28 protein-coding genes are annotated in these 21736 nt (G+C 42.9%); 2 read left to right on the top strand and 26 right to left on the bottom strand.

All coding sequences use genetic code 11. The features are described from left to right. Positions 1-9: 9 nt before the first annotated feature. The 22 genes from T514_RS0113945 to T514_RS0113835 all read right to left on the bottom strand — a co-directional run bounded on the left by T514_RS0113945 (position 10) and on the right by T514_RS0113835 (position 18133). Complete coding sequence (locus T514_RS0113945; protein ID WP_027625350.1) at positions 10-513, bottom strand: hypothetical protein; 504 nt, start codon at positions 511-513, stop codon at positions 10-12. Between the two features lie 17 nt (positions 514-530). Then, positions 531-2447 (bottom strand): siphovirus ReqiPepy6 Gp37-like family protein, encoded by a 1917-nt coding sequence (locus T514_RS0113940; protein WP_027625349.1) that lies wholly within the window; start codon positions 2445-2447, stop codon positions 531-533. A 2-nt stretch (positions 2448-2449) separates the two neighbouring features. After that, the gene (locus T514_RS0113935; RefSeq protein ID WP_027625348.1) at positions 2450-3301 is read right to left on the bottom strand and encodes a phage tail family protein; all 852 of its coding nucleotides are present in this window, start codon (positions 3299-3301) and stop codon (positions 2450-2452) included. A 13-nt stretch (positions 3302-3314) separates the two neighbouring features. Beyond that, positions 3315-5735 carry a phage tail protein gene (locus tag T514_RS0113930; protein ID WP_027625347.1) on the bottom strand — a complete coding sequence of 807 codons (2421 nt, stop codon included), beginning with the start codon at positions 5733-5735 and terminating at the stop codon, positions 3315-3317. 202 nt (positions 5736-5937) lie between these two features. Beyond that, positions 5938-6324 (bottom strand): hypothetical protein, encoded by a 387-nt coding sequence (locus T514_RS0113920; protein WP_027625346.1) that lies wholly within the window; start codon positions 6322-6324, stop codon positions 5938-5940. Between the two features lie 11 nt (positions 6325-6335). Next, positions 6336-6926, bottom strand: coding sequence for a major tail protein (locus tag T514_RS0113915; RefSeq protein ID WP_018664396.1), 591 nt, complete (start codon positions 6924-6926; stop codon positions 6336-6338). A gap of 3 nt (positions 6927-6929) precedes the next feature. Next, positions 6930-7271: a hypothetical protein gene (locus T514_RS0113910; RefSeq protein WP_001022899.1), complete on the bottom strand. Its 342-nt coding sequence runs from the start codon at positions 7269-7271 to the stop codon at positions 6930-6932. After that, positions 7268-7699, bottom strand: a complete 432-nt coding sequence (locus tag T514_RS0113905) for an HK97-gp10 family putative phage morphogenesis protein (protein ID WP_027625345.1) — start codon at positions 7697-7699, stop codon at positions 7268-7270. The genes T514_RS0113910 and T514_RS0113905 overlap by 4 nt, the downstream gene beginning before the upstream one ends. A gap of 5 nt (positions 7700-7704) precedes the next feature. After that, positions 7705-8040, bottom strand: a complete 336-nt coding sequence (locus T514_RS0113900; RefSeq protein ID WP_027625344.1) for a head-tail adaptor protein — start codon at positions 8038-8040, stop codon at positions 7705-7707. A 1-nt stretch (position 8041) separates the two neighbouring features. Beyond that, positions 8042-8362, bottom strand: coding sequence for a head-tail connector protein (locus tag T514_RS0113895; RefSeq protein WP_027625343.1), 321 nt, complete (start codon positions 8360-8362; stop codon positions 8042-8044). A 26-nt stretch (positions 8363-8388) separates the two neighbouring features. Then, on the bottom strand, positions 8389-8601 hold the full coding sequence (locus tag T514_RS0113890; RefSeq protein WP_027625342.1) for a head fiber protein: 213 nt from the start codon (positions 8599-8601) through the stop codon (positions 8389-8391). A 12-nt stretch (positions 8602-8613) separates the two neighbouring features. Beyond that, positions 8614-9807 (bottom strand): phage major capsid protein, encoded by a 1194-nt coding sequence (locus T514_RS0113885; protein WP_027625341.1) that lies wholly within the window; start codon positions 9805-9807, stop codon positions 8614-8616. Between the two features lie 19 nt (positions 9808-9826). Continuing rightward, entirely contained in the window at positions 9827-10516 is a 690-nt protein-coding gene (locus T514_RS0113880; RefSeq protein WP_027625340.1) for a head maturation protease, ClpP-related, read from the bottom strand. Next, positions 10517-11761, bottom strand: coding sequence for a phage portal protein (locus T514_RS0113875; protein WP_027625339.1), 1245 nt, complete (start codon positions 11759-11761; stop codon positions 10517-10519). It lies immediately after the preceding gene. A 43-nt stretch (positions 11762-11804) separates the two neighbouring features. After that, entirely contained in the window at positions 11805-13409 is a 1605-nt protein-coding gene (locus tag T514_RS0113870) for a terminase large subunit (protein WP_027625338.1), read from the bottom strand. Between the two features lie 89 nt (positions 13410-13498). Then, positions 13499-13687 carry a DUF5049 domain-containing protein gene (locus T514_RS0113865; RefSeq protein WP_015926203.1) on the bottom strand — a complete coding sequence of 63 codons (189 nt, stop codon included), beginning with the start codon at positions 13685-13687 and terminating at the stop codon, positions 13499-13501. 23 nt (positions 13688-13710) lie between these two features. Next, complete coding sequence (locus tag T514_RS0113860; RefSeq protein ID WP_027625337.1) at positions 13711-13938, bottom strand: DUF4314 domain-containing protein; 228 nt, start codon at positions 13936-13938, stop codon at positions 13711-13713. Beyond that, complete coding sequence (locus tag T514_RS0113855; RefSeq protein WP_027625336.1) at positions 13935-14627, bottom strand: hypothetical protein; 693 nt, start codon at positions 14625-14627, stop codon at positions 13935-13937. The genes T514_RS0113860 and T514_RS0113855 overlap by 4 nt, the downstream gene beginning before the upstream one ends. Before the next feature lie 89 nt (positions 14628-14716). After that, positions 14717-15973: a site-specific DNA-methyltransferase gene (locus tag T514_RS0113850; protein WP_027625335.1), complete on the bottom strand. Its 1257-nt coding sequence runs from the start codon at positions 15971-15973 to the stop codon at positions 14717-14719. Beyond that, positions 15954-17090, bottom strand: coding sequence for a methionine adenosyltransferase (gene metK, locus T514_RS0113845; protein ID WP_156939928.1), 1137 nt, complete (start codon positions 17088-17090; stop codon positions 15954-15956). Before metK ends, T514_RS0113850 begins: the two co-directional genes overlap by 20 nt. 20 nt (positions 17091-17110) lie before the next feature. After that, complete coding sequence (locus tag T514_RS0113840; RefSeq protein ID WP_001029957.1) at positions 17111-17662, bottom strand: P27 family phage terminase small subunit; 552 nt, start codon at positions 17660-17662, stop codon at positions 17111-17113. Between the two features lie 111 nt (positions 17663-17773). Then, on the bottom strand, positions 17774-18133 hold the full coding sequence (locus T514_RS0113835) for an HNH endonuclease (protein ID WP_027625333.1): 360 nt from the start codon (positions 18131-18133) through the stop codon (positions 17774-17776). 284 nt (positions 18134-18417) lie between these two features. On the opposite strand from T514_RS0113835, the gene T514_RS0113830 reads away from it, so the two are divergent. Together T514_RS0113830 and def are read left to right on the top strand one after the other, a co-directional pair. Continuing rightward, the gene (locus T514_RS0113830; RefSeq protein WP_027625332.1) at positions 18418-18609 is read left to right on the top strand and encodes a helix-turn-helix transcriptional regulator; all 192 of its coding nucleotides are present in this window, start codon (positions 18418-18420) and stop codon (positions 18607-18609) included. Beyond that, on the top strand, positions 18602-19177 hold the full coding sequence (def, locus tag T514_RS0113825; protein WP_027625331.1) for a peptide deformylase: 576 nt from the start codon (positions 18602-18604) through the stop codon (positions 19175-19177). The genes T514_RS0113830 and def overlap by 8 nt, the downstream gene beginning before the upstream one ends. A 191-nt stretch (positions 19178-19368) precedes the next feature. Here def and T514_RS0113820 read toward each other — a convergent pair whose 3' ends face one another. The 4 genes from T514_RS0113820 to T514_RS0113805 are packed head-to-tail and all read right to left on the bottom strand — an operon-like array spanning position 19369 to position 21620. Next, positions 19369-19782, bottom strand: a complete 414-nt coding sequence (locus T514_RS0113820) for a DUF1492 domain-containing protein (RefSeq protein ID WP_034869171.1) — start codon at positions 19780-19782, stop codon at positions 19369-19371. After that, positions 19779-19997, bottom strand: coding sequence for a hypothetical protein (locus T514_RS0113815; RefSeq protein ID WP_034869170.1), 219 nt, complete (start codon positions 19995-19997; stop codon positions 19779-19781). Before T514_RS0113815 ends, T514_RS0113820 begins: the two co-directional genes overlap by 4 nt. Next, the gene (locus tag T514_RS0113810) at positions 19997-21358 is read right to left on the bottom strand and encodes a DEAD/DEAH box helicase (protein ID WP_027625328.1); all 1362 of its coding nucleotides are present in this window, start codon (positions 21356-21358) and stop codon (positions 19997-19999) included. The genes T514_RS0113815 and T514_RS0113810 overlap by 1 nt, the downstream gene beginning before the upstream one ends. Beyond that, positions 21339-21620, bottom strand: a complete 282-nt coding sequence (locus T514_RS0113805; protein WP_027625327.1) for a VRR-NUC domain-containing protein — start codon at positions 21618-21620, stop codon at positions 21339-21341. The genes T514_RS0113810 and T514_RS0113805 overlap by 20 nt, the downstream gene beginning before the upstream one ends. Between the last annotated feature and the right edge of the window lie 116 nt (positions 21621-21736).

Below are 21736 nucleotides of genomic sequence, written 5' to 3'. Positions count from 1 at the left end.
CACCTCCTCCTATTCATAAACAGCCGAAACTAGCGAGTTTACCAGCCCACAAAGGCTAGTATTCAATCGGGTATCTATAATGTTATTTGCTGAAATCGATGTGGCAGCCGAAGGTACTAAAACATCAGCGATGCCAAGTTCATAGACATCGCTTGTTCTTGTCAACTCTGGAGCTATGGGTGTTGCTGCGGGAGTACCCGTGACAATGGCAAGCTGAATGCTCCTCGTAATTTGACTTAAGCGAACCACAACCCGGTCTATGCGAGGATTGCTTCCGTCTGCTGTAGAAAGTGGTTTGTTTAAAACATCCGTATTTTCATATCGATAACCATTAATCCACGCACTGCCCGCTGCTATGCTCACTGCCAACCCAATCCCTGGAGACACCAGAAGGTTTGTTGGTGTAGAATAAAATACACCATTCGAGACAAGGCTTCCAAAATATGCAGCGAAATCTGTTGCGTCATAGATTCTATCTCCATCAGATGAGTTGAAAAATCCACTTTTCTCCATAAACTATTCCCTCCTTACTAAACGGTTTTTGTGTACTCTATAACTACATAGCCTGTATATGCAGTTCTATCATTGCCTGGTTCGACTACAATGTCGGTCATATTCACGAAGAGTCCGATTTGAGATGCAAAGTTGTTGTAACGAGCAAGGGGCAGTGGCAAGAAAACACTCCCATTCGTGACAAAACCGGTTAAACTGACAACAGTGCTGAGGTTTGCTATACCATGAGGTACATGTTTTGGTGTTGTATCCGTAAGCGAACCGAGATTTATCTCTTTACGATAAATCGTCTTGCCATCTATCCATAGCCGCCCTGTGTTTTGTTCTGTAGTTGAGTAGTCGCTAAAGGAAGAAGCCAGTTTAGTGGCTGTAATTGTACGGTCTGCAATTTTCAAGCCTGTGACTGCTCCATTGGCAATCCTTGCAGTAGTTACAGGTTCATTATTGATATTAAGCCAGTTTGCTTGACCAGAAGGGTTGTTAAATACGAAAACAGAAATCACATAAAATGTCATGGTATTACGAGAAATAAAGAAACCCATTGCCCGCTGATAGCCATTCCCCGTGTTATCCCCGTTATGCTTTACCAAAAAGACATGACCGTCATCACTTGGCTGGTCACTAAACTTATTGCCACTCCATGAGGTGAAATAAAAGGCATCCCCAGAGTTCATATGGTACAACGCATATTGTCCAATGGATATAGCACCTCCGCCCACATTGATTTCGAGTGCTGGTAGTTTACCATACAGATTATTGATAGTAGATGCTACGCTGTCTCCTTGAATCTCTGAATCTACCTCAGTCAAGTCACCTAAGGTTTCCTCCACGGTCCCTATAGCCTGTGCAATTTCGGATATGCCAGTTGGTGCCATTATTGCTGTTTTAACTTCACTCAAGTCGGAGCGTAATTTTTGTGCTATTGTCAACTCAGCTTTTCCGAACACTACACTGATACTCTGGCCATCTGCGTCATAGGTTTCTTCGACTTCGGTGATACGTGTCGTCATGGATACACCCCACGCTTTGGAAATAACTTTGACGGTCTGCCCAAGATCGAAGTCTATCTTATATGTTAAATTGCCGTGTGGATTGACCGATGTATCAAATGAATAGCGTATTGCCTGCTCACTAAGCTTACTTTGACCTCGAAAGATTAGTGTATCAATGTAATCCGAACCAAAGTCTTCCGCCCGCAAATCCTTAGCATCCACAAAAATTTCATGTCTTGTCTCACCTGAGCCACCTGTAATCGAAATAAAGGTTCGCTCTATGCCTTCTCCTTCACCAGCAACAAGGGCAGTGTTGGCATAATCTCCTGCACTTATCGTATAAATCTGTTCAGTAAGATTTTCATATTCCTTAGAAAATACTGCTTGTGATTCCTTTCCTCTATACAACGATATGGTAAATCCCCCTGTCGCGGGAGAGAACACGGTCTTAATGCCAATATCTGAGGCAACACATAGTCCTGTCACCGCATCCATCAAATTTCTATACGATATTTGTGTGCTGATGGGAACATTTAAGTTTGGAGCAGAAAAGGTTATGTTTGAAATCTTCCTTGCTGTATCAGAAGGATTGATAAGATTATTATTTATCAACTGCTCCACACAGACAGATATGTCACCAGACAGTTTCTCCGTTTGCCAAACAATGCGGCGGGAGAGGAAGGAGGTTGCAAAGCGACCACTTGCAGTAATAATTTCATGCTCGGTTTGAGAAAGTTCTAGATGCTCGATGATCCCGGCTTCCTCATCATCATTTTTCCAGATGATATTCCCTTCCTTTAAGAGTTCTGTATTCTTCGGAGTTGCTATCGCCTTTAACTCAAATGAGCCACACTGGGAGTAGCTTCTCGTCCAGCGCAAGTACTCGAAAGATTCCACAATGCCCGCAAGCTCTCGGTTTGAATTGTAGATATACAGTTCCATTTTCACACCCCCAGAAACTGCGGACGAAAGTAAATACTAACCTCTAACAGTTCCATATTGACAGAAGCATCGTAACGCAGTGTATTAAGACCCGCCGCTAGTTGAAAGAACACCGAATTCGTATCTAACAGTGAAAATGCATTTGTAACCGTTGACCCATCAATCTGGACTACACGCTTACCAGCGAAATGGGTATATACACGAAGTTCATCCCCAGCGCTCATTGTAGTGAGAAGTCGGATATATTCTCCCGTGTCTATGTTTAATAGTTCAGGGTTCGACACAGTACCTAAGGCCCTAAACACTATCTCGCATCCACAAGATACATCCCCTATATTTTCCACCGTAATGATTTGGCTAGGTTGACGCATTCCGAACTCCATCCCAGTCATTGGAATTTCCAATTCAAACTCAAATAGCGGTATCCATGATGCCAGTTCCTCTCGCACTTCATTTAATGTCTCAAAGAAAGGGGATGGGCAGAGCAGACTGACAAAGAAGTTTGGTATTCGTTGCCGATTAGAAACACTAAAACCTGCCTCCTCCACAACACAGGATATCTGTCGCTCGCGGTATTGAAGCGTCCCTAATAGCTTTGGACTAAATATTTGAAGGAAGCGTTGTCTCCTTTTATACGCCTCATCGGGAGTATCAGCAACAACCGTACCTTCAATCGTTATGTTTCGCATATCTAGCGTGGAAGAAATATAAAAAGCGCCATCCTGGTCTGGCGCCTTGAAAGTGTTGACGGTTTGACGCATATTGCCAGTACCATCTATCTTCATAAGAAAATACGGTCGGCTTTGCTTAAGCGTAATGCTCTCTCCATCTCTATTGGTGTATGTTAGCTCCATTTCCGTACCTCCTTTACAATTCAAGTGCCAGTTTACGGGATAAGTTCTTAAACTGCCGTGCTAGTTCTTTTTCTGATAGAGCCTTAGGTGTCACTACCGAGATGTTTTGAGTGATACTTGCACCAGTGGCATTGCCTTGCCCAGATATACCTCTGTAATTAAAATCAAAGCTGGTTGGTACTGCATTTTGCATATCCCTTGAAACTGCTGTCATTGCATCCTCAAACCCCACACCGATACCTTCACCCATGTTGCGGCCAATTCCAGCAAATAGAGTTGAAGGGGAGCGGATACCAAAGAAGTCTTTAATCTTCGATACAACATTTCCGAAAAATCCAGATATTTTACTCCATAGCCATGCACCTGCATCTGATATACCTTGCCATAGACCTTTAATCAAATTGCCACCCACTTGAGCCATTTGACCGATATAACCAGTAAAGGCTCTGACCAGTCCAGAGATGATCTGCGGTACTGCTTTAACAATCTCTACGATTATCCTTGGCAGATTTGCAATCAGTGCCACAAACAGTTGAACACCCGCTAAAATAACCTTATCGATGTTACCAATAATGGCATTGACCAGCGAGGTAACAATCTTGGGAATAGCACCTACAACAGTAGTAATAATCTGTGGCAATGCTTGAATGAGAGATACCAAAAGCCGGATACCTGCATCAATAATCAAAGGGATTGAACCAATAACAGCACTGATGATACTGTCGATAATTTGCGGGATTGCTTCCACAACTGCTGTAATAATGGTAGGCAAAGCTGTAACCAGTGAGGTCAATAATTGAATACCCGCTTCAATAATCTGCGGAATAGATTTAATGATAAAATCCACTATTGCTTTGATGATGACAGGCAATGCAGAAGTAAGCTGAGGTATTGCATCCACCAATCCTTTTGCTAATCCTATAATCAACTGCAAAGCGGCATCCAAAATGAGTGGTAGGTTATCCATCAATCCTTGGACAATCTGCGTAACAGCAGAAACTGCCGCAGGGATGAGTTGTGGTAAAGCGATGCCAATACCCTCCACAAGTGCTGTTACTAGTTCGATTGCTGCATTTATCAGTAGCGGAAGGTTATCAATTAACGCTCCGATAATCGTCATAAGAGCACTTACTGCAGCTGGGATAAGTTCCGGTAAAAGATTTAAAATGGTTTCCAGTACTTGCGTGAATATATTTGTAACTAATTCAAGAAGCATTGGTAGCAAGTCTGCAACCGCTGCTAATATTGCGCCTGTCGCCTGCGGAAGTGCCGCCACAATATTTTCAAGCACCGGCACAATGTTTTCCACCACTGCCTTAAAAGCATCAACAAGATTCTCAGTTAGATTCGTCATATCAGCATTGGCATTACCGAGTCCGGCTGTAAATGAACCAAGTGCGGCCTGTAGCAAACCAATAGAACCAGAAATCGTCTCGGTTGATTCTTTTGCAAAGTTACCTGCATACTGCTCCGTGTTCTCAAAGAACATCTGCATTGCGACTTCAGCCTTTTCCGCTTGTGTTGCAGTATTCCAAGTGAAATCCAGACCCTTTGCGAGAGCGTAGGCTTCGATGTTTGTAGCGTTCATCGCAACACCTAAGTTATCCATCATATCAAAGTTACCCTTTGCCGCCCCAGTGACCGCCTCCAATGCCGAGGACATATCAATCCCCATAACCGATGCCATGTCTGCCGCACGTTGCATGGCCTTTTCAGTTAGCTCAAGACTTCTCTGTTGCTGTATACCAGAACCTTGGAACAACGCACCCATTTTATTGGCAGTAGCAAGATACTCACTTTGAGAAACACCGAGATTTTTATAGGCTTCTTCACCGGTTTTTTGAATCGATGCAGCGTATGCTCCAAAAACCGCCTCCGATCCACCTAAGTTTTGTTCCAGCTCCCCAAATTGTGTGACTACTTCTTTACCTAACTTAATAGCAGCGGCTCCAGCTGCAACGGCAACTGCACCCATAGCCACACCAATTCCCTTTAGTAGACCGCCAAGCTTTTCAAACCTGCCACCTGCGTCTTCTGCACTTTTACCGGAATCCTCTAACTCTTCACCAAGATTCTCGGCTTCAACTGTGGACTCCTCAAGTTCACGCTCCATACCGTTCAGTTCTGCTTGTGCCCTGTTCAGCTGAATCTGCCAGTTCTGAGTGCGGCGGTCATTTTCACCAAAAGAGGAGGAGGCATTATCAAGGGCAGCCTTAAGGGTAGAAATCTTTTCTTTCTGTGCGTCAATTTCTTTATTCAAAACGGCATTACGAGCGGTAACTGACTGAATGGATTTATCGTTTTTATCAAACTGACTCGTTACAAGGGCCATTTCACTGCCCAATACTTTAAATGATTGATTGATTTCTCGCAGTGCGTTCTTGAATTCACGCTCGCCTTCAACACCTATTTTTAAACCAAAATTGTCTGCCATGCCTTCACCTCCTCCTAAATACCTGGTGGGATAATATCGTCAATGGTCCGTGTTTTCTTTGGCTTTTCAATACCATGCCATTGTTTATGACAAGTCCATAAATCAAAAAACAGCCCAATTGGCATAAGCCAGAATTCCTCTGTCTCCATGCCCATCTGAACTGTTCCATAATAAAGAAGCCGGGTAAAGACCTCATCGTCCGTTACCCGACTTCCACGTTTTTTGGAGTTTCCTCCTCACTTTCTACATTTCGCTTTGTACCTTTGAACATCGCCTCGGTAATTGCAGTTTTATATGCCGATAAATCAAGCGGTGAGGTAAGAAGCTCTACTTCTTCCTCTGTCAACAATTCTTCTGGTGCATTCTTATTCTTTAGGTTTCGAATCAAAATGGACTGGTTTGCAAGCAGCGTGATGAGCCAAACAATCTCATCCAGTGCCATCTCGAAGTTTTCTGATTTCATCAGTTTTTCTCCAAGGTTTTCAAGACCACCGTAACGACCGGCAATGGCCTTTGTAGCTCGTGTAGTTAAAACCAGTTCATACTCTTTGTCACCTATGTTGATTGAGGCACTTCTATCATTATCCATTATTTCTCCTCCTATGGTTCAGGTGTATAGACAGGTTCATAAACCTCAGTGAACCAGCCTGTTATGGTGGTCGATGAAACACCAGGATCACCTTCTGTAACTTCCGCTTTCCATGGGTGCTTGCCCAATCCATCCAGCTTATTCCTGCGCATAACGGTTCCTTCAATGGTGGGTGTAGAAAAGGTAATGGAATCAGCCTTTGTCTGTAAGTTGGTAGCTGGTAGTCCAAACTTAACACGATACAGCCAAAAATAGCGGTATGTTCCATTAGCCCTTTGCGCACGAAACCCCACTGCAACGGGTGTACCCACGTTTTCACTAGCAGAGATTAGTACTCCGTTGTCATCAGTAGAAGCGCCAGTTAAATCCGCTGCGACCGTCGGACCAATGTCGTCTACACCGAGGGTGAGAGTACCACTGTTAAAGTCTTTCACAACCTCCGCCGCACCGTCGTCAGCGTACAGAATGGCTTCCACTAGTTCTACCGAAAGTTCAGCAGTGATGGCTTTTGCAAGTACAGAAGGTTGGGCATAAGTTTCCTCACCGTTAGCGTCCTCGGTTATTTTTGAATAGTACAGTCTATCAAGACCGATAGTTGCCATGTGTTATTCCTCCAATCTATAGTTTTTCGCCACATCGATGGCATAATGGTGATATCCAGTATCATCCTCGTGACCGATATATCTTCGTTCAGTCACAGTAAAATCCGCATTTATTAAAGCAGTTGTGAGCTGCCGTTTCCGCTCTAGGTAATTATTTTTTGAAAACAGTGATATCCTCGCTTCCTGCACATCAAAGCCTGGACGATTATCCGCATGAACTTCAAAAATATCCGAAAGAGGGAGAATCACGACATACTCATCTGGTGCCAAACCTGAAAAAACCCCGGTTTCCACGGGGAGCGGTATGGCGGTCACAAGTGTATTAAGTTCCTCTAAGATATTCATATTTTGTCGATCTCCTCCTCCAGCTTGGCAACCATTGCGTTGATGCAGGGTTTCCTAGATGCATTCCTCGCAGGCTTTAGGAAGGGTTTTGCAGGCTGACCATGTTTGCCATATTCGATAATGCTGGCAAGTTTAGCATTGCTCACACCATCAGAACGTGGCTCTGCAAAGCCGACTTTTACATTGAAGTTACCGTTTCTATCCTGCTTTGCACTCGAGAGTCCTAATGAAGATAGCAGCTCGCCAGTACTTTTAGATGGATATTTCGTACCCTTGCCAACCACCTTACTTAGATTTCCTTTGACTTTATCCAGCACCACTTCACCGCCAACTTCCAAAACCTTAGGAAGAATCACATCGGTCTGGTCAGCTAATCGGGATACCTTTAAAAGGAATTCTTCTGGCATCTTTATATTCGCTTTTGCCATATCCATCACCTCACAGTTGGTTCTAGCTTTTCTGCTAAAACCTCGACATACATCCCTCGATTCCTTACATCCTCAACACTTAAAATCTGATATCTACCATCATCACAGACGATGACCATTTCATTCGTCACCTTAAGTTCAAAGATTTTCCTAAACCTGAATAGGGAAGTTGCAGATGAAAATGATGCCATATTCATCCACCGCTCACTGCCATGCCGATCTTCTTTGTAAGCAAGAACACTTGCGAGTATGTTGTCACCTTTTGTTGCGAAACCTGCCTCATCCTTTATTGGTACCGTGCTAATGATATCGATGAAGGTATTCATCTTTCCAAAGCTCATGCTAAACACCCCACTCCCGGTCAAGTCGTAAAAGCAAGTTCACCGTGTTCCATACTTGTTGCCCTGCCTGTACGCTGTCGGCAAAGAAGCCTGCCGTCGAGCCATCCCTGCTTTCATAGAAATGACTCGACAACATAATCACTGCTTGTTCTGTTGTTGGAGGCATGGCATGGGTTTCATAATAGTTTTCAGGAACGTGCTGATAGCTCTGTGCATATGAGACTGCAGCAGTGATAAATCCGATAAGGAGGGCATCATCCTGATCATGCGTTAATATTAAATTCGCTTTAACTTTAGGCAAAAGATTATCTGCCACTGCCATACCACCAACCTCCTCTACGTTCCACCTTAGTCAGCCTCCATAAGGCCCGCAGCTTTTAGTTTGGCAAGCAATGCATTAAAGTCCGTAACTAAACCAGCAACATCGGTGGCTGTGCTGTCTGCTTGGTTTTCTGCAACAGGAAGCCCCGTAACCGAGGCTCCCTCTTTAATTTCTAAAACACCGCCGATGACAGTTTTTTCTCCGCCTTGTTCGGTATAATTCTTCGTGTTATAACTCATAAAGCACCTCCGTTAGGCTTTCTGTTGGAGTACCTTAACGGCCTCCGGTAAGATAAGCTTTCCGTCAACCCGTTGAGTCGCAATAAATCCTACTTGGCCTGTAACAGCATAGAGTTCATTTAATCGTTTGAATACTCGCCCTTGACGGTCGGCCACCCAGTAATAACTAAAATCACCGAATACCACAGTCTTTGCACCTGCTTCAGCAGTAGGTACATATGAAGAGGTATACAGCGGGCGGTTAAGAATCGTATCAGGTGTTCCCGCTTGGATGGAAGGTTGCCATAGGTATTGCCCATTACCGTCTTTCAATTTACGAATAGCCTTTATAGTGGCATCGTTCATTACGAATACTGCCTTATTACGGTACGGTGCTTTTAAGCTGTAGAATAAATCTAATACCTCATCCAAAGTGATGGCAGTGGCACTTGCCGCAGTAACACCAACTTGACCGCCGCCTGTGGCATTTAGAATTCCTGTTGGCTTACCTGTGCCATCACCTACAAAGAAGGCTTCTTCCTCCTTGTTACCAATGCGACGTGCGAATTCTCTTGTGATGTAGCCTTCGAGATTAAACACGGAATCATTTAGCAGTTCCTCAGAGACTTTAATCATCGTTGCTAGTTTATAAGCACCGATGGATACTTGACCGAAGCTGTCATCACTCTCTGGAATAGCCCCTTCTTCATCGATCCAGCTTGCATTGCCTTTGCTTGCAACAACAGGAATCTTGCGGTCACCAGAAGATGTAGTGATTACATTGGCCAATCTACGGAAAATATTTTCTTCCTCTAGAGCTTCTACTAGGGTACGCTCAAACTCATCAGGTACAAGAAATCCACCTTCAGAATCAGTGCCAATCTTTAGAGCGTTCCTTACTTCATAGCTGACATTGTCACGCATCGCATTCCAGAAAGCTTTTTTGTATTCAGCACTTGCACGGCCGGTCTTTTCCTCTCCAGTTCTAGTAGGTTCGTTCGTAATTGGGTTACTGGTTGCTTTGGACAGTTCTAAGTCGATAGATGCTTGGCGTTCTAAACGCTCAATTTCCTTACCAAGAGCCACCACATCGGCTTCCATTTTTTCATAGGTTGTCGTGTCCTCGGCGGATAACAGTCCGTCACCGCCACGTTTTGAATCAAGGAATGCCTTTGCTGCGTCCCAAGCTTTAGCGCGTTTCTCACGCAATTCAAGAATTTTACTCATTGTTATTTCCTCCTTTAAATTAGTGCAAAATTAAAGAAAGCCGCTTATCCAGCGACTCAATGGGTGTACCTGTTTTCTGTTTTGGTTGTTTTGGCAATTTGCTGATAAGCGAGTTAGTAACCGCCATCCTGCTAAAAATAAGACTATCCGTCAGATCCGGTGTTTCACTTTCCATGAACATGATCTTGTCTGCAAAACCAAGTTCAATGGCTTTATTTGCATTCATCCATGATTCTGCATCCATCAGATGGGAGAGTTTTGTTCGAGAAAGACCCGTCTTTAACTCATAGGCATTAATAATGCTTTCCTTGACCTCATCCAATAGTGCTTTGGCTCGTAGCATTTCCTCACTGTCACCGATAGCAATCGTTGATGGGTTATGAATCATAAGCATAGATACAGGAGACATATATACATCTCCACCTGCCATTGCAATAACGGATGCTGCACTTGCAGCAAGCCCATCAATCTTAACAGTGACTTTTCCGGTATACTCCATCAGCATGTTATAAATCTGAGCTGCTGCAAACACATCACCACCAGGGGAATTAATCCACACCGTAATATCGCCAGTGCCTGCCAGCAATTCATCTTTAAACATCTTAGGTGTGACCTCATCGCCCCACCAGGTTTCTTCGGATATCACTCCGTTTAAATAGAGGGTACGTACTTCATCTGAATCTCGCACCCAGTTCCAGAACTTCCTCATTTACTGACCTCCTTCGGTTTTGGCAAACGCACCTGCGTCAGCCAGTTTTGTCATATTTCCGTTAACCAGATATAAATCGCCGCCTTCCTCAGCCGGTATTCGGTTCATATCCTCCAGTTCACGGATATCGTTGGCAGACATCCAGCCATTTTGTCGACCTGTAGCGTAGCCATTCATACGACTTTGGTAATCACCACGAAGCAGACCGTCCAAATTGAACTTGATAAACAGTGAAGTTTTCTCAGAAGGCAAAATAAGCGATTGCTGGAGACTTTGTTCCCATCGCACCACCCACGGATCGAGTGTGTATTTTACAAACTCCAAAGACTGCTGCTCAATATTGGAGAAACTAGACTTCTCAAGATCACCCACCATATGGGGCGGCACTCGGAAAATCCTCGCAATCTCATTAATTTGGAATTTCCGTGTTTCAAGAAATTGCGCCTGTTCCGGCGAGATACCAATGGCTTGAAACTTCATGCCTTCTTCCAACACAGCAATTTTGTGAGCGTTGCCTGTGCCTTGGTAGGCGCTATTCCAACTATCCTTGACCCTCTGTATATCTTTGATTACTCCTGGGTGTTCCAGAACACCTCCGGGATTAGCACCATTGGCAAAGAATGCCGCACCGTACTCTTCAGTAGCAAGTGACATACCGATTGCATTTTTCGCCATAGCGATTGGGCTATAGCCAATGAGTCCATCAAAACCTAAGCCAGGTATGTGTAGAACTTCATCTTTACGGAGTGTGACATAGCCACCTTTTGGGTTTAGGCCACTTTCATCAGTATCACGATAGTAGGTAAAGACCAGTTCTCCGTTTGTCGCTCGGCTAACTTCCATCTTGTTGGGGAGTAGGGGATAAAGTGCCACTGCCTGCCCACGACCATTTCTGACCACCTGTGCATAGGCATTTCCCCAAAGCAAAAGATGACTCATCAGTGTTTCTCGAAACACGAATGAAGTCATCTCTGGATTTGGTTCATCATGAAGAAGGTAATACAACGGGTGGAAAGGAATCTTCTCTTTACCTCCATCAGAACGATATCTATATACATGAAGTGGCAGTCCTGCAATCGCTTCAGCTAGTATCCTTACGCAGGCATACACTGCAGTTGCCTGCATTGCAGTACGCTCATTCACTGTTTTGCCAGATGACGTACCACCAAATAGGAAGGAAAATGCACTGCCCACACGGTTTTGCGGTTTGTCCCTTGACCGAAACAGTCCTTTTATTAGATTCATAGACCTCACCTCCGAATATAAACATTGTGCTAACCATTAAGGTTTAAAAGACAATCAAACCTCTCTCGTCATACACCGAATCTCCACTATTACCTGAGCCACAGCGTATAGCACGGTCAAGTGCCATGATAGTCGCTACTGCACCATCTATTTTTTCTGTGCTTTTTTCCTTGTCCGGCTTCACGTTCCCAGCCGGATCAGTTTTTATAAAGATGTTGTCCATCATCCAACGAAGCACTGGGTGCCCACCGTGTGCTATTTTTTCTTCTAATGTCAATTTCATCAGTTCTTTGGTTGGTGGTGACATATCTTTAAAGCCTTGACCGAAAGGAACGACAGTAAAGCCTAATCCTTCAAGGTTCTGTACCATTTGAACAGCTCCCCAACGGTCAAAAGCAATCTCTCGAATGTTATACTTTTCCCCTAATTCTTCAATAAACCGCTCAATGTAGCCGTAATGCACTACATTGCCTTCTGTGGTTAGAATATACCCTTGCTTCTCCCAAAGATCGTATTGCACATGGTCTCTTCGGACTCGGAGGTCAATATTGTCCTCTGGCATCCAAAAATACGGAAGAACAATGTATTTATCTGTTTCATCCTCCGGTGGGAAAACTAGTACAAAGGCTGTAATATCTGTTGTAGAAGATAAGTCAAGACCTCCATAACACACCCGTCCTTCTAGACTTTCTGGTATAACTGAAAATGCACAGGCATCCCACTTTGCCATTGGCATCCATCGGACAGATTGTTTAACCCACTGATTTAGGCGCAATTGCCGGAAGCTGTTCTCCTCAGCTGGGTTCTGCTTTGCACTTTCACAAGCAGCTCTTACTTTGTCAATCCCCACTGTAATTCCCAAGCTTGGATTTGCTTTTTTCCACACTTTTGGGTCTGTCCAATCATCCTCTTCTTTAGCTCCGTAGATTACGGGGTAAAAGGTGGGATCGTATTTTCTGCCCTCAATAATATCAACCGCTTTCTGGTGTGTTTCGTAGCAGATACTCTGGGTATCCGTCCCCGCAGTGGTGATAAGAAAATATAGCGGTTGGGTCCTCGCATCCCCAGATCCTTTCGTCATAACGTCAAATAGTTTCCGGTTTGGCTGAGTATGAAGTTCATCAAAAACAACACCATGTATATTGAAGCCGTGTTTGGAGTAGGCTTCAGCCGACAATACCTGATAGAAGCTGTTGGTCGGCAGGTACACCAATCGCTTAGTTGAAGCCAGCAACTTTACACGTTTATTCAGTGCCGGACACATCCGCACCATGTCGGCTGCTACTTCAAATACAATTGATGCCTGCTGGCGGTCGGCGGCACAACCGTATACCTCCGCCCGTTCTTCACCATCACCGCAAGTGAGGAGAAGTGCAATTGCTGCGGCAAGCTCGCTTTTTCCCATCTTTTTCGGTATTTCTACATAAGCAGTGTTAAACTGCCGATATCCATCTGGCTTTAAAATTCCGAATAAATCACGGATGATTTGCTCCTGCCAATCGATAAGTTCAAAAGGCTTACCTGCCCATAAACCTTTCGTATGGGAGAGTGCTTCGATAAAAGCCACAGCGTAATCAGCAGCATCCTTATCGTAATATGACCCATCAGCTATAAAGGCGGTCGGCTTATATTTCTTCAGTTTCCGCATAAACACCGCCCCTTTTATGAAAAAGGACAAAAGAAAAGAGCCTCAATCCTATAGATGAAGCCCTTCTCCTTATCCTAGTTAAATTTTATTTACTTCTTTTCATCCACTTCCCCCGTCAGTATGAAATGAGCATATTCCGTTTTATGGTCTATTAAATAGACTACCAATTCATAAAACCCTCGTTCATTTGCTTCATACTGAACTCGGTTTGCATCAAACATATTTGTGACTCCACTTTCTCGGATGGAAAGGATTTGTTCTTTGATTATCTCATTCATTTATTACCTCCTCCGATTCATGTTTACTCTTCGATTCTCTTGCATAAATCCTCACCAAAGGCCACTCCAAGGGAACCACCAGAATCCCAACTGACGTGAATCGTTCCTATGTCATCAACACTAGTGACCGTACCTTTCGCTCCAGGCTGAAGTTTGGTATAGGGGTCGTTCATTTTAAGTAGCATGACACGTGTCCCTGGAGTGTAATAGCCTCTAAGTTGCTTTAACATTTCTGGGTGAATGATATTCATTGTTCACTCACCTCCTGCTTTGCCGTTCCGCTTTTGAAAGCGGAGCTACCTGACAGCTTGGAGAGGAGAATCTTTCGTTCCATCTTATATTCTGGGCCGATAAAACCAAGCCTTAGCAGGAAGCAACGGAAAGCATACTTTTCATTTTCTACTGATTTCTCGGTGGTGTTGACACGGGTCTGTTTTTTCGCCATTTCGCAAAGTGCCGTGACAAAATGGGTGTATGCCTTAACCTCTTCTGAGGAGCACTCACCTTGAAACCAAGGGAAGGCGACATATTCCTCATCTTCAATGATGGGAATGGAGTCCGTATCAAGTGCTTTCTTTATAAGAGTAGCTTTACTTTCTACTAATCCTTTTAGGTTCTCGATTGCTGTGTCGGTAAAATCCGCCCTTGGCATTTGAATTATCAGATTGATAGATTCTTCCCTTTCATTTACTTCTGCTTTCGGAAGTGGTGTGTCAAATTCTTCTGAAATTGCTTTGAAGTCGTGAAGTCCCAATAGATCATCGACCAGTTCCTTATTATCTGGTCCGCTAAGTACCCCGTTTTTGTTAACATTGTAGTCTGCCACCTCATATGCAAATGTAGGTGCTCCGAGATATTTTACAGGGGCATTTAGTTCTTGGCTGATTGCGTTAACCAGTGCTTTTCTTTTTGGTCCTGTAACATTATAGTTAATCTGCATTTTCATACCGCCTTTCTACTTTCGGTACGTACATATGTCACTCTAAAAGCTGTTATTATCAAGTCATTTAGAGCATCTTTCTGATTCTATTAATCGGCGGTATTTTGTGTAGATAAATCAACATTTGGCAGGTCACCATATCTAAATTTCGAACCATCTCTTAATAGAAATACACCATCAGAATTTCCCACTTGCTCAATATACCTTTTTACAATGACATCGCAGTACTTTTCATCAAGTTCAATGGTGTAACAAATTCTATCGGTCTGCTCACAGGCAATCAGTGTGCTTCCTGAACCACCGAAGGGATCAAGCACAATGCAGTTACTAAGGCTTGAGTTCATAATGGGATATGCCACAAGTGCCACTGGTTTCATGGTTGGATGGTCGCCGTTCTTCTTTGGTTTCTCAAACTCCCAGATAGTGGTCTGCTTTCTATCGGAATACCAGTTATGCTTGCCTTTCTTTTTCCACCCAAAGAGAATAGGTTCATGCTGCCACTGATAAGGAGAGCGACCGAGAACAAGGGACTGCTTTTTCCATATACAAGTACCGGAAAGATAAAATCCTGCATCGGAGAATGCTCTTCTAAAATTGAGTCCTTCGGTATCCGCATGGAATACATAAATAGAAGCGTCCTTTGCCATCGCTGCTTCGGTGTTTTGAAATGCCGCAAGCAGAAAATCATAGAACGCTTCATTCGCCATATTGTCATTTTTGATTTTTCCAGCAGTGCCTTCATAGTTGACGTTATATGGAGGGTCCGTAACTACCAGATTGGCAGCTTTCCCATCCATCAAGACATCAAAGGTGTCTTTCTTTGTACTGTCTCCACAGACTAATCGATGCTGTCCAAGTAGCCAAACATCCCCTAAATGCGAAACAGCGGGCTTTTTCAGCTCACTGTCTACATCAAAATCATCTTCTTTTATATTATCCTTAAGGGAATCCTTGAAAAGATCGTCCAACTCTCCCGGGTCAAAACCTGTCAAAGACACATCAAAGTCTGAAGCATTTAGGTCCGTGATGAGAAGTGCTAATTTGTCTTTATCCCAATCACCACTAATTTTATTTAGTGCAATGTTCAGCGCCTTCTCCTTTTGCTCATCCATTTCAACTACTACGCATTCTATCTCATCTATACCCATACTCAGCAGGATTTTCAAACGTTGATGGCCTCCAATGACTCTGCCTGTGGTCTTATTCCATATTACGGGTTCTACATATCCAAACTCCTCAAGGGAGCGTTTGAGTTTCTCATATTCCGGATCACCCGGTTTTAAATCCTTTCTTGGGTTATATTCAGCGGGGATGAGTTGTTTGATTTTAATCTTCTCTATCAACATACTTTTCCACCGCCTTTCTAAATTCACTGTACTTATTTACATCCTCCCACGGGAATAGACAACTATTAAAGTGACCATAAGCGGCTGTATCAGAGTAAATCACATTCCTTAGACGCAACTTCTCTATGATTGCCGCAGGTCTTAAGTTGAAAACCTCCTGTGCAGCAAGAGTTAGTATTTCGTCAGAAACAATACCTGTGCCAAGGGTATTTACAGAAAAGGCTACAGGATTTGCCTTACCTATGGCATAGGATATACCAACTTCACATCTCTTTGCATAACCACACCAGACGATATGCTTTGCAATGTACCGTGCCATATAGGCACCACTTCGGTCAACTTTGGTTGGGTCTTTACCACAAAAAGCACCACCTCCATGAGATGCAAGCCCTCCATAGGTGTCGACCATGATTTTTCTTCCGGTCAAACCCGTATCGGCAGCGGGACCACCAAGTACGAACTGACCTGATGGATTGATGAGAATTTCTGTTTCATCATCAAAAGGGAAGTCTTCAAAGCACTGCCATAAGACATTGTTAAGGATATCTGCCTTAAGTTCTTCCTGTGTTTTATTTTTATCGTGCTGTACCGATATCACAATCGTCTTTATTCTCACTGGAGTGTCAGCTTCATATTCTACCGTTACTTGTGCTTTACCATCGGGAAGAATCCCTTTTATCAGCTTTCCTTTACGACAATCATCCAGTCTCTTTACGATTCTGTGAGAAAGTACAAGGGGTAGGGGAAGCATTTCCCTTGTTTCCTTTGTAGCATAGCCATACATTGTTCCCTGGTCTCCGGCACCTATGGAACCGTACTGTTCATTTATTCCATTTCGTGCTTCTAGCGCGGTATTCACACCAGCCGCAATATCTACACTTTGATTATGTACATATACATAAATCAAAAATTTTAAAGGGTTGTATCCCACATCTTTCAGTACAGTATTTACAATGTCTCTAATGTTCACTTTCTCGCTGCAGGAGATCTCGCAAGCCACCCTTGATGCCCTATCTTTACGTAAGCAAGCTTCCAAAATGCTATCTGCTATGATGTCGCATAGTTTGTCAGGATGTCCAGCACATACACTTTCTGCTGTTAAATATCTTTTACTCATTACATCATATCTCCTCATTTTTATTTTCCTCTGCGGGCAGATAGCAGTCGCTCCATCACATCGTCCTGTGGGTTTAAACCAGAATACTCTGTAGCACAGTTCTCTCTAACGATTTGATATATCTCCATCCATAGCCTGTTTGTCTGACTCATAAAGTTCTGACTCATCGCTACATAAGGACTTTGAATAGCATTGCCGGTGGTTGGGTGCTTGGCTAGAAAGCCAAACTCGGTTACTGCTTCCTCACACTGTATCCATCTGGCCGCACTCATGGCATATCGCTCTAGAAGCTGTGGAAGTACCAAATGGGCACAGCCACGTTCCTCAAGCCATTTCCATGTAATTTCATAGATTTCACTCGCTACTAGGGTTTTTCCATCCTTTTGCACTGCGGAGAGCATGGCCATTGGCTTTGGCATTTCCTGCCCCTTCAGGTCAGCAGTATTTTGGAACTCAACGACTTCAAGCTTTCTTTTACCAGGGTTTCCCTCTGCAATTTTGTCAGCAAGTGGTTTCTTCTTTTGACCGGAGCCTATACGGGCGCCGCCACGATTTGTTCCATCTTTGGCCATTCACTCACCTCTTTTCGTCGATGGGCCTATTACCCCGTTTGAAACCGCGAATTTTCACGCGTTACCCCACGCCCGTTACACAAATGAAAAGCTGTGGAGATTTGACTCCCCCTATCGGGTTCCCCAACGGTCTCCATCTCTTGCCGTGATTGCAGAGTGGCAAGGAGTACAAAGAGCCATCAGATTACTTCTATCGTGAGTCCCTCCTCTTGCAAGAGGGAGAATATGATGCACTTCGGTTGCTGGGGTCAGCTTTCCTTGTCGTTTACATTCCTCACAAAGAGGATGAGCTGCAATGTAACGGTCACGTATCCTTTTCCAAGCACGACCATAACGCTTACGGGTTGATGGGTCACGATCATACTTTTCATACCGTGCAGCTTCCTTCTTACTATGCTCTTCACAAAAGCGCTTGTCGGTTAGTTCTGGGCAACCAGGGTAAGAGCACGGTCGCTTAGGTTTCTTTGGCATACTGCACCTCCTTTTGCCCATAGAAAAAGCCCTCGCAGGAGTGGTTCTCCCGTGAAGGCTTCTGTTTATTAATATTCCATACTACCATTATATAACTTTCACTACAGACAAACAGTGTCATCGTATGCCAAACTGTGCCAAAGTGTGCCAACCTTTTGCGAGCATTCAGATTACTGCGTACAAAAACCACCAATAGATATTTTCAAAAATATCCAAAGTTATTGACATGTTTATTGTAATTGTTATAATAACAATGTCCAATATCTTTGACATAGGTGATACTGTTGAAAAATAAAATTAAAGCAATACGGAACAAATTGGGGATAACACAAGAGCAACTTGCTAAGAAGTGTGGAGTTGTTAGACAAACAATAAATTGTATAGAGAATGATAAATATGATCCCACACTGGAACTGGCTTTCAAATTATCAAAAACGTTAAAAGTAAAGGTAGATGAATTGTTTATTTATGAATAAATTTCATTCAAATTATATAATAACAATGAAAGATATTGTAAGGGAAGGTAATGATATCTTACATCGACCAACACTGGAAGTGATGGTACCTCCCCCTGAGGAAGATAAGGAAACATTAACTAGTATGATGAATTTCTTAAAAAATAGTCAAGACCCCATTCTATCCAAAAAATATAAATTACGTGGAGGAGTTGGATTATCCGCGAATCAGATTGGCTTGAATAAGCGAATGTTTGTAGCGTATTTCACTGACGAGATGGGGAAAGAACATGAATATACCCTTATTAATCCAAAAATTATTAGCCATTCCGTTTCTATGATTTACTTACCACCAAGTGAAGGGTGCCTATCTGTTGATCGAGATATAAATGGGTTCGTACCAAGATATGAGAGAATTAAAGTGAAAGGGTTTAATTTAGAAGGAGAAGAAATAATATTAAAACTCAATGGCTATTCCTCTATTGTTATTCAACATGAAATAGATCACCTAAATGGAATTATGTTTTATGAGCGTATCAATAAAGAAAATCCTTTCAAACTACCAGAAAACTGTAAAAGTTTATACTGAGATCATGCATTAGGTCGGTATTCAAAGTGGGTAAGCAATGAGTTGTTGTTTTGACAGCTCATTTTAATTTAATAATCATTAAAAAGGAGAAACTAATTATTTAAATCACTGTAATTTTCATACAATGACTAAGGTAATGGTGAAGAGGGCCTTTTAACCCTCTTCCTGCACTATTTTCCGGTTACTCCTTTTTATTTTGGAACCTTTAAATGTTGCAAAGCGGATGAGTGGAGTCTGTGTACGGTTCTCATAGAAACATTAAGGTTGACACAGATTTCTTCCCAGTTAAGAAAGTTAATGTATCGGTAGCGAAGAAGTAGCTTCTCATCCACGTTTTCCATCTGGTTAATCGCTTCACGGATATCTGATTTCAGCTTTACTAATCGTTCAACTTCTTGCTGTATTTGTTGCTCCAAATCTATTATTCTAATCACATATTTTTCAAAGGGTGGGTCAGTACTCTTAGTTCTACTCACTTTTTCCTCAAGAACGGGGGATGAAACACTTCTTGATAGATCCCTTAAGTTTTTCAACTCTTCAAGGTCGGAGTTAATCAATTCATTCAGGCGATAAGCTTGTTTTAAGAATTCCTTAGCTGTCATCATCGCACCACCTCCTCTTGTAGCTGTTGAATTAGTATGTCAGGGTTTAGAGAAGTGAGGACATTGAACAATCCAGAATGAAAGAAGCACTCAACCTCACGTTTTGTATATAAAGCAGAATCATTGCGAGGGTGTTTTGCTAATCTTTTCAGTGCAAAACGATAATCCTTGACTGCCTGTAGAATAATGGCATTTGCCAGTTTTTCAAAAGCATCCATCATACAGCATCCCTCGCTTTCCCAAGATTTGCTTTGACCGCATTGATAAGATCGGATTGTGTCTTTTCCTTTCGTTTCAAGGCCCTCATCACATCTTCATCAATCGTGCCTTTTGTAATAATGTGATGGATAACTACGGTTTCATTTTGACCTTGTCTCCAAAGTCTCGCGTTTGTTTGCTGATAGAGTTCCAGACTCCAAGTAAGTCCAAACCAGATAAGCGTTGAACCACCACTTTGTAAGTTAAGGCCGTGTCCCGCAGATGCAGGATGGATAACCGCTACAGAAATATCGCCGTTGTTCCAATCCTTGATATCCTTGGAAGTCTTAATTTCTCTGACATTGAATCTTGTCTTAATACGCTCTAAATCGTGATTATACCAATAGGCAATAAGCACAGGTTTTCCGTTAGCACCTTCAATTAAATCCTCAAGAGCATCTAGCTTGCGGTCGTGGATAATATGAGAGTTTTTATCATCATCATAGATAGCACCATTTGCCATTTGCAGGAGTTTGCCAGAAAGGACTGCTGCATTCATGGCATCTATTTCTTCATCAGCAAATTCAAGAACCATCTCTTCACGAAAGTGATCATATACGGATTGTTCCTTGTCATTCAGATACACGGGCACTTCATTGATCACGCACTCTGGCATTTTCAGAAAATCGACTGATTTCATGGAAATGGTGATATCCGAAATGAGCCGATATATGGCATCTTCAGCACCTGGCAATGGTTTATATGAAAATACGATTTGCTGATTACGTTTATCCGGTGTAAAAAAGGAATTGCGGTAGTGAGTTATGTATCTGCCGAGTCTTTTACCCATGTCGAGAATACGAAACTCTGCCCACAAATCCATTAACCCATTACTGGAAGGTGTACCCGTAAGACCCACAATTCGTTTTGCCCTCGGCCTTACTTTTAGTAAACTTTTAAATCTTTTTGCACCATAGGACTTAAAGGATGATAGTTCATCAATGACCATCATATCGAAATTAAAAGGGATACCACTTTTGTTTACCAACCAATCAACATTTTCTCTGTTTATAAGATAGACACTTGCAGGTTTCCTAAGAGCCGCCAATCGCTCCTGTTCTGTGCCGATGGCTACCGAAAACTCTAGCCCTTTTAAATGCTCCCACTTATTTATCTCAGCTGGCCAAGTATCCCTTGCTACTCGAAGTGGGGCAATGACCAGAACCTTTCCAATTTCAAAACTATCAAGACATAAATCAAATATAGCCGTTAGAGTAATGACGCTTTTGCCAAGACCCATTTCTAAAAACACCGCAGCGATGGGATGCTTAAGTATGAAGTTCGTTGCATAGGTCTGATATTTATGAGGATTGTATTTCACCAAGTATCCCTCCAATCTGCTTAACATCATCAATGACATAGCAGGTAAAGCCTAACTTCTGTAATTGCTTTATTCTTCTAATCTGTAACAGGCGAGGTTTCTTTCCGGGAGCCTTTAATTCCACAAAAGCCATCTTCCCATGCGGTAAAAGCACTAGGCGGTCTGGCATCCCATCTAAACCCGGACTAACAAACTTCGCAGCAATGCCTCCCATCTTTTTTACCTCAGCCACCAGTTTCTTTTCTATATATTTTTCAAGCATAAATACCTCCCATATAAAAAGGCTCGGAACAAGAAAACAACTTTGACCCAATTTTCCTATACGCGCGTGTATACGTGTATGCACAGGCTACTATTACTTCTTTTTACTATTTATAA

Origin of the sequence: Clostridium lundense DSM 17049, assembly GCF_000619945.1 — a bacterium.
In the GTDB taxonomy this organism is placed as follows: domain Bacteria; phylum Bacillota; class Clostridia; order Clostridiales; family Clostridiaceae; genus Clostridium_AO; species Clostridium_AO lundense.
Note: the sequence above shows the minus strand (reverse complement) of the source record. Positions and strands in the feature narration are given on the sequence as shown.

Excerpts from the sequence above, each read along its gene's own strand:
- T514_RS0113820 (WP_034869171.1), bottom strand. The coding sequence starts at position 19,782 with ATGATGACAGCTAAGGAATTCTTAAAACAAGCTTATCGCCTGAATGAA.
- T514_RS0113900 (WP_027625344.1), bottom strand. The coding sequence starts at position 8,040 with ATGAGCTTTGGAAAGATGAATACCTTCATCGATATCATTAGCACGGTA.
- T514_RS0113905 (WP_027625345.1), bottom strand. The coding sequence starts at position 7,699 with ATGGCAAAAGCGAATATAAAGATGCCAGAAGAATTCCTTTTAAAGGTA.
- T514_RS0113930 (WP_027625347.1), bottom strand. The coding sequence starts at position 5,735 with ATGGCAGACAATTTTGGTTTAAAAATAGGTGTTGAAGGCGAGCGTGAA.
- def (WP_027625331.1), top strand. The coding sequence starts at position 18,602 with ATGAATAAATTTCATTCAAATTATATAATAACAATGAAAGATATTGTA.
- metK (WP_156939928.1), bottom strand. The coding sequence starts at position 17,090 with ATGAGTAAAAGATATTTAACAGCAGAAAGTGTATGTGCTGGACATCCT.
- T514_RS0113875 (WP_027625339.1), bottom strand. The coding sequence starts at position 11,761 with ATGAATCTAATAAAAGGACTGTTTCGGTCAAGGGACAAACCGCAAAAC.
- T514_RS0113865 (WP_015926203.1), bottom strand. The coding sequence starts at position 13,687 with ATGAATGAGATAATCAAAGAACAAATCCTTTCCATCCGAGAAAGTGGA.
- T514_RS0113935 (WP_027625348.1), bottom strand. The coding sequence starts at position 3,301 with ATGGAGCTAACATACACCAATAGAGATGGAGAGAGCATTACGCTTAAG.
- T514_RS0113805 (WP_027625327.1), bottom strand. The coding sequence starts at position 21,620 with ATGCTTGAAAAATATATAGAAAAGAAACTGGTGGCTGAGGTAAAAAAG.
- T514_RS0113945 (WP_027625350.1), bottom strand. The coding sequence starts at position 513 with ATGGAGAAAAGTGGATTTTTCAACTCATCTGATGGAGATAGAATCTAT.
- T514_RS0113940 (WP_027625349.1), bottom strand. The coding sequence starts at position 2,447 with ATGGAACTGTATATCTACAATTCAAACCGAGAGCTTGCGGGCATTGTG.
- T514_RS0113815 (WP_034869170.1), bottom strand. The coding sequence starts at position 19,997 with ATGGATGCTTTTGAAAAACTGGCAAATGCCATTATTCTACAGGCAGTC.
- T514_RS0113895 (WP_027625343.1), bottom strand. The coding sequence starts at position 8,362 with ATGGCAGTGGCAGATAATCTTTTGCCTAAAGTTAAAGCGAATTTAATA.
- T514_RS0113840 (WP_001029957.1), bottom strand. The coding sequence starts at position 17,662 with ATGGCCAAAGATGGAACAAATCGTGGCGGCGCCCGTATAGGCTCCGGT.
- T514_RS0113835 (WP_027625333.1), bottom strand. The coding sequence starts at position 18,133 with ATGCCAAAGAAACCTAAGCGACCGTGCTCTTACCCTGGTTGCCCAGAA.
- T514_RS0113870 (WP_027625338.1), bottom strand. The coding sequence starts at position 13,409 with ATGCGGAAACTGAAGAAATATAAGCCGACCGCCTTTATAGCTGATGGG.
- T514_RS0113890 (WP_027625342.1), bottom strand. The coding sequence starts at position 8,601 with ATGAGTTATAACACGAAGAATTATACCGAACAAGGCGGAGAAAAAACT.
- T514_RS0113885 (WP_027625341.1), bottom strand. The coding sequence starts at position 9,807 with ATGAGTAAAATTCTTGAATTGCGTGAGAAACGCGCTAAAGCTTGGGAC.
- T514_RS0113860 (WP_027625337.1), bottom strand. The coding sequence starts at position 13,938 with ATGAATATCATTCACCCAGAAATGTTAAAGCAACTTAGAGGCTATTAC.
- T514_RS0113915 (WP_018664396.1), bottom strand. The coding sequence starts at position 6,926 with ATGGCAACTATCGGTCTTGATAGACTGTACTATTCAAAAATAACCGAG.
- T514_RS0113850 (WP_027625335.1), bottom strand. The coding sequence starts at position 15,973 with ATGTTGATAGAGAAGATTAAAATCAAACAACTCATCCCCGCTGAATAT.
- T514_RS0113920 (WP_027625346.1), bottom strand. The coding sequence starts at position 6,324 with ATGGATAATGATAGAAGTGCCTCAATCAACATAGGTGACAAAGAGTAT.
- T514_RS0113880 (WP_027625340.1), bottom strand. The coding sequence starts at position 10,516 with ATGAGGAAGTTCTGGAACTGGGTGCGAGATTCAGATGAAGTACGTACC.
- T514_RS0113855 (WP_027625336.1), bottom strand. The coding sequence starts at position 14,627 with ATGCAGATTAACTATAATGTTACAGGACCAAAAAGAAAAGCACTGGTT.
- T514_RS0113910 (WP_001022899.1), bottom strand. The coding sequence starts at position 7,271 with ATGAATATCTTAGAGGAACTTAATACACTTGTGACCGCCATACCGCTC.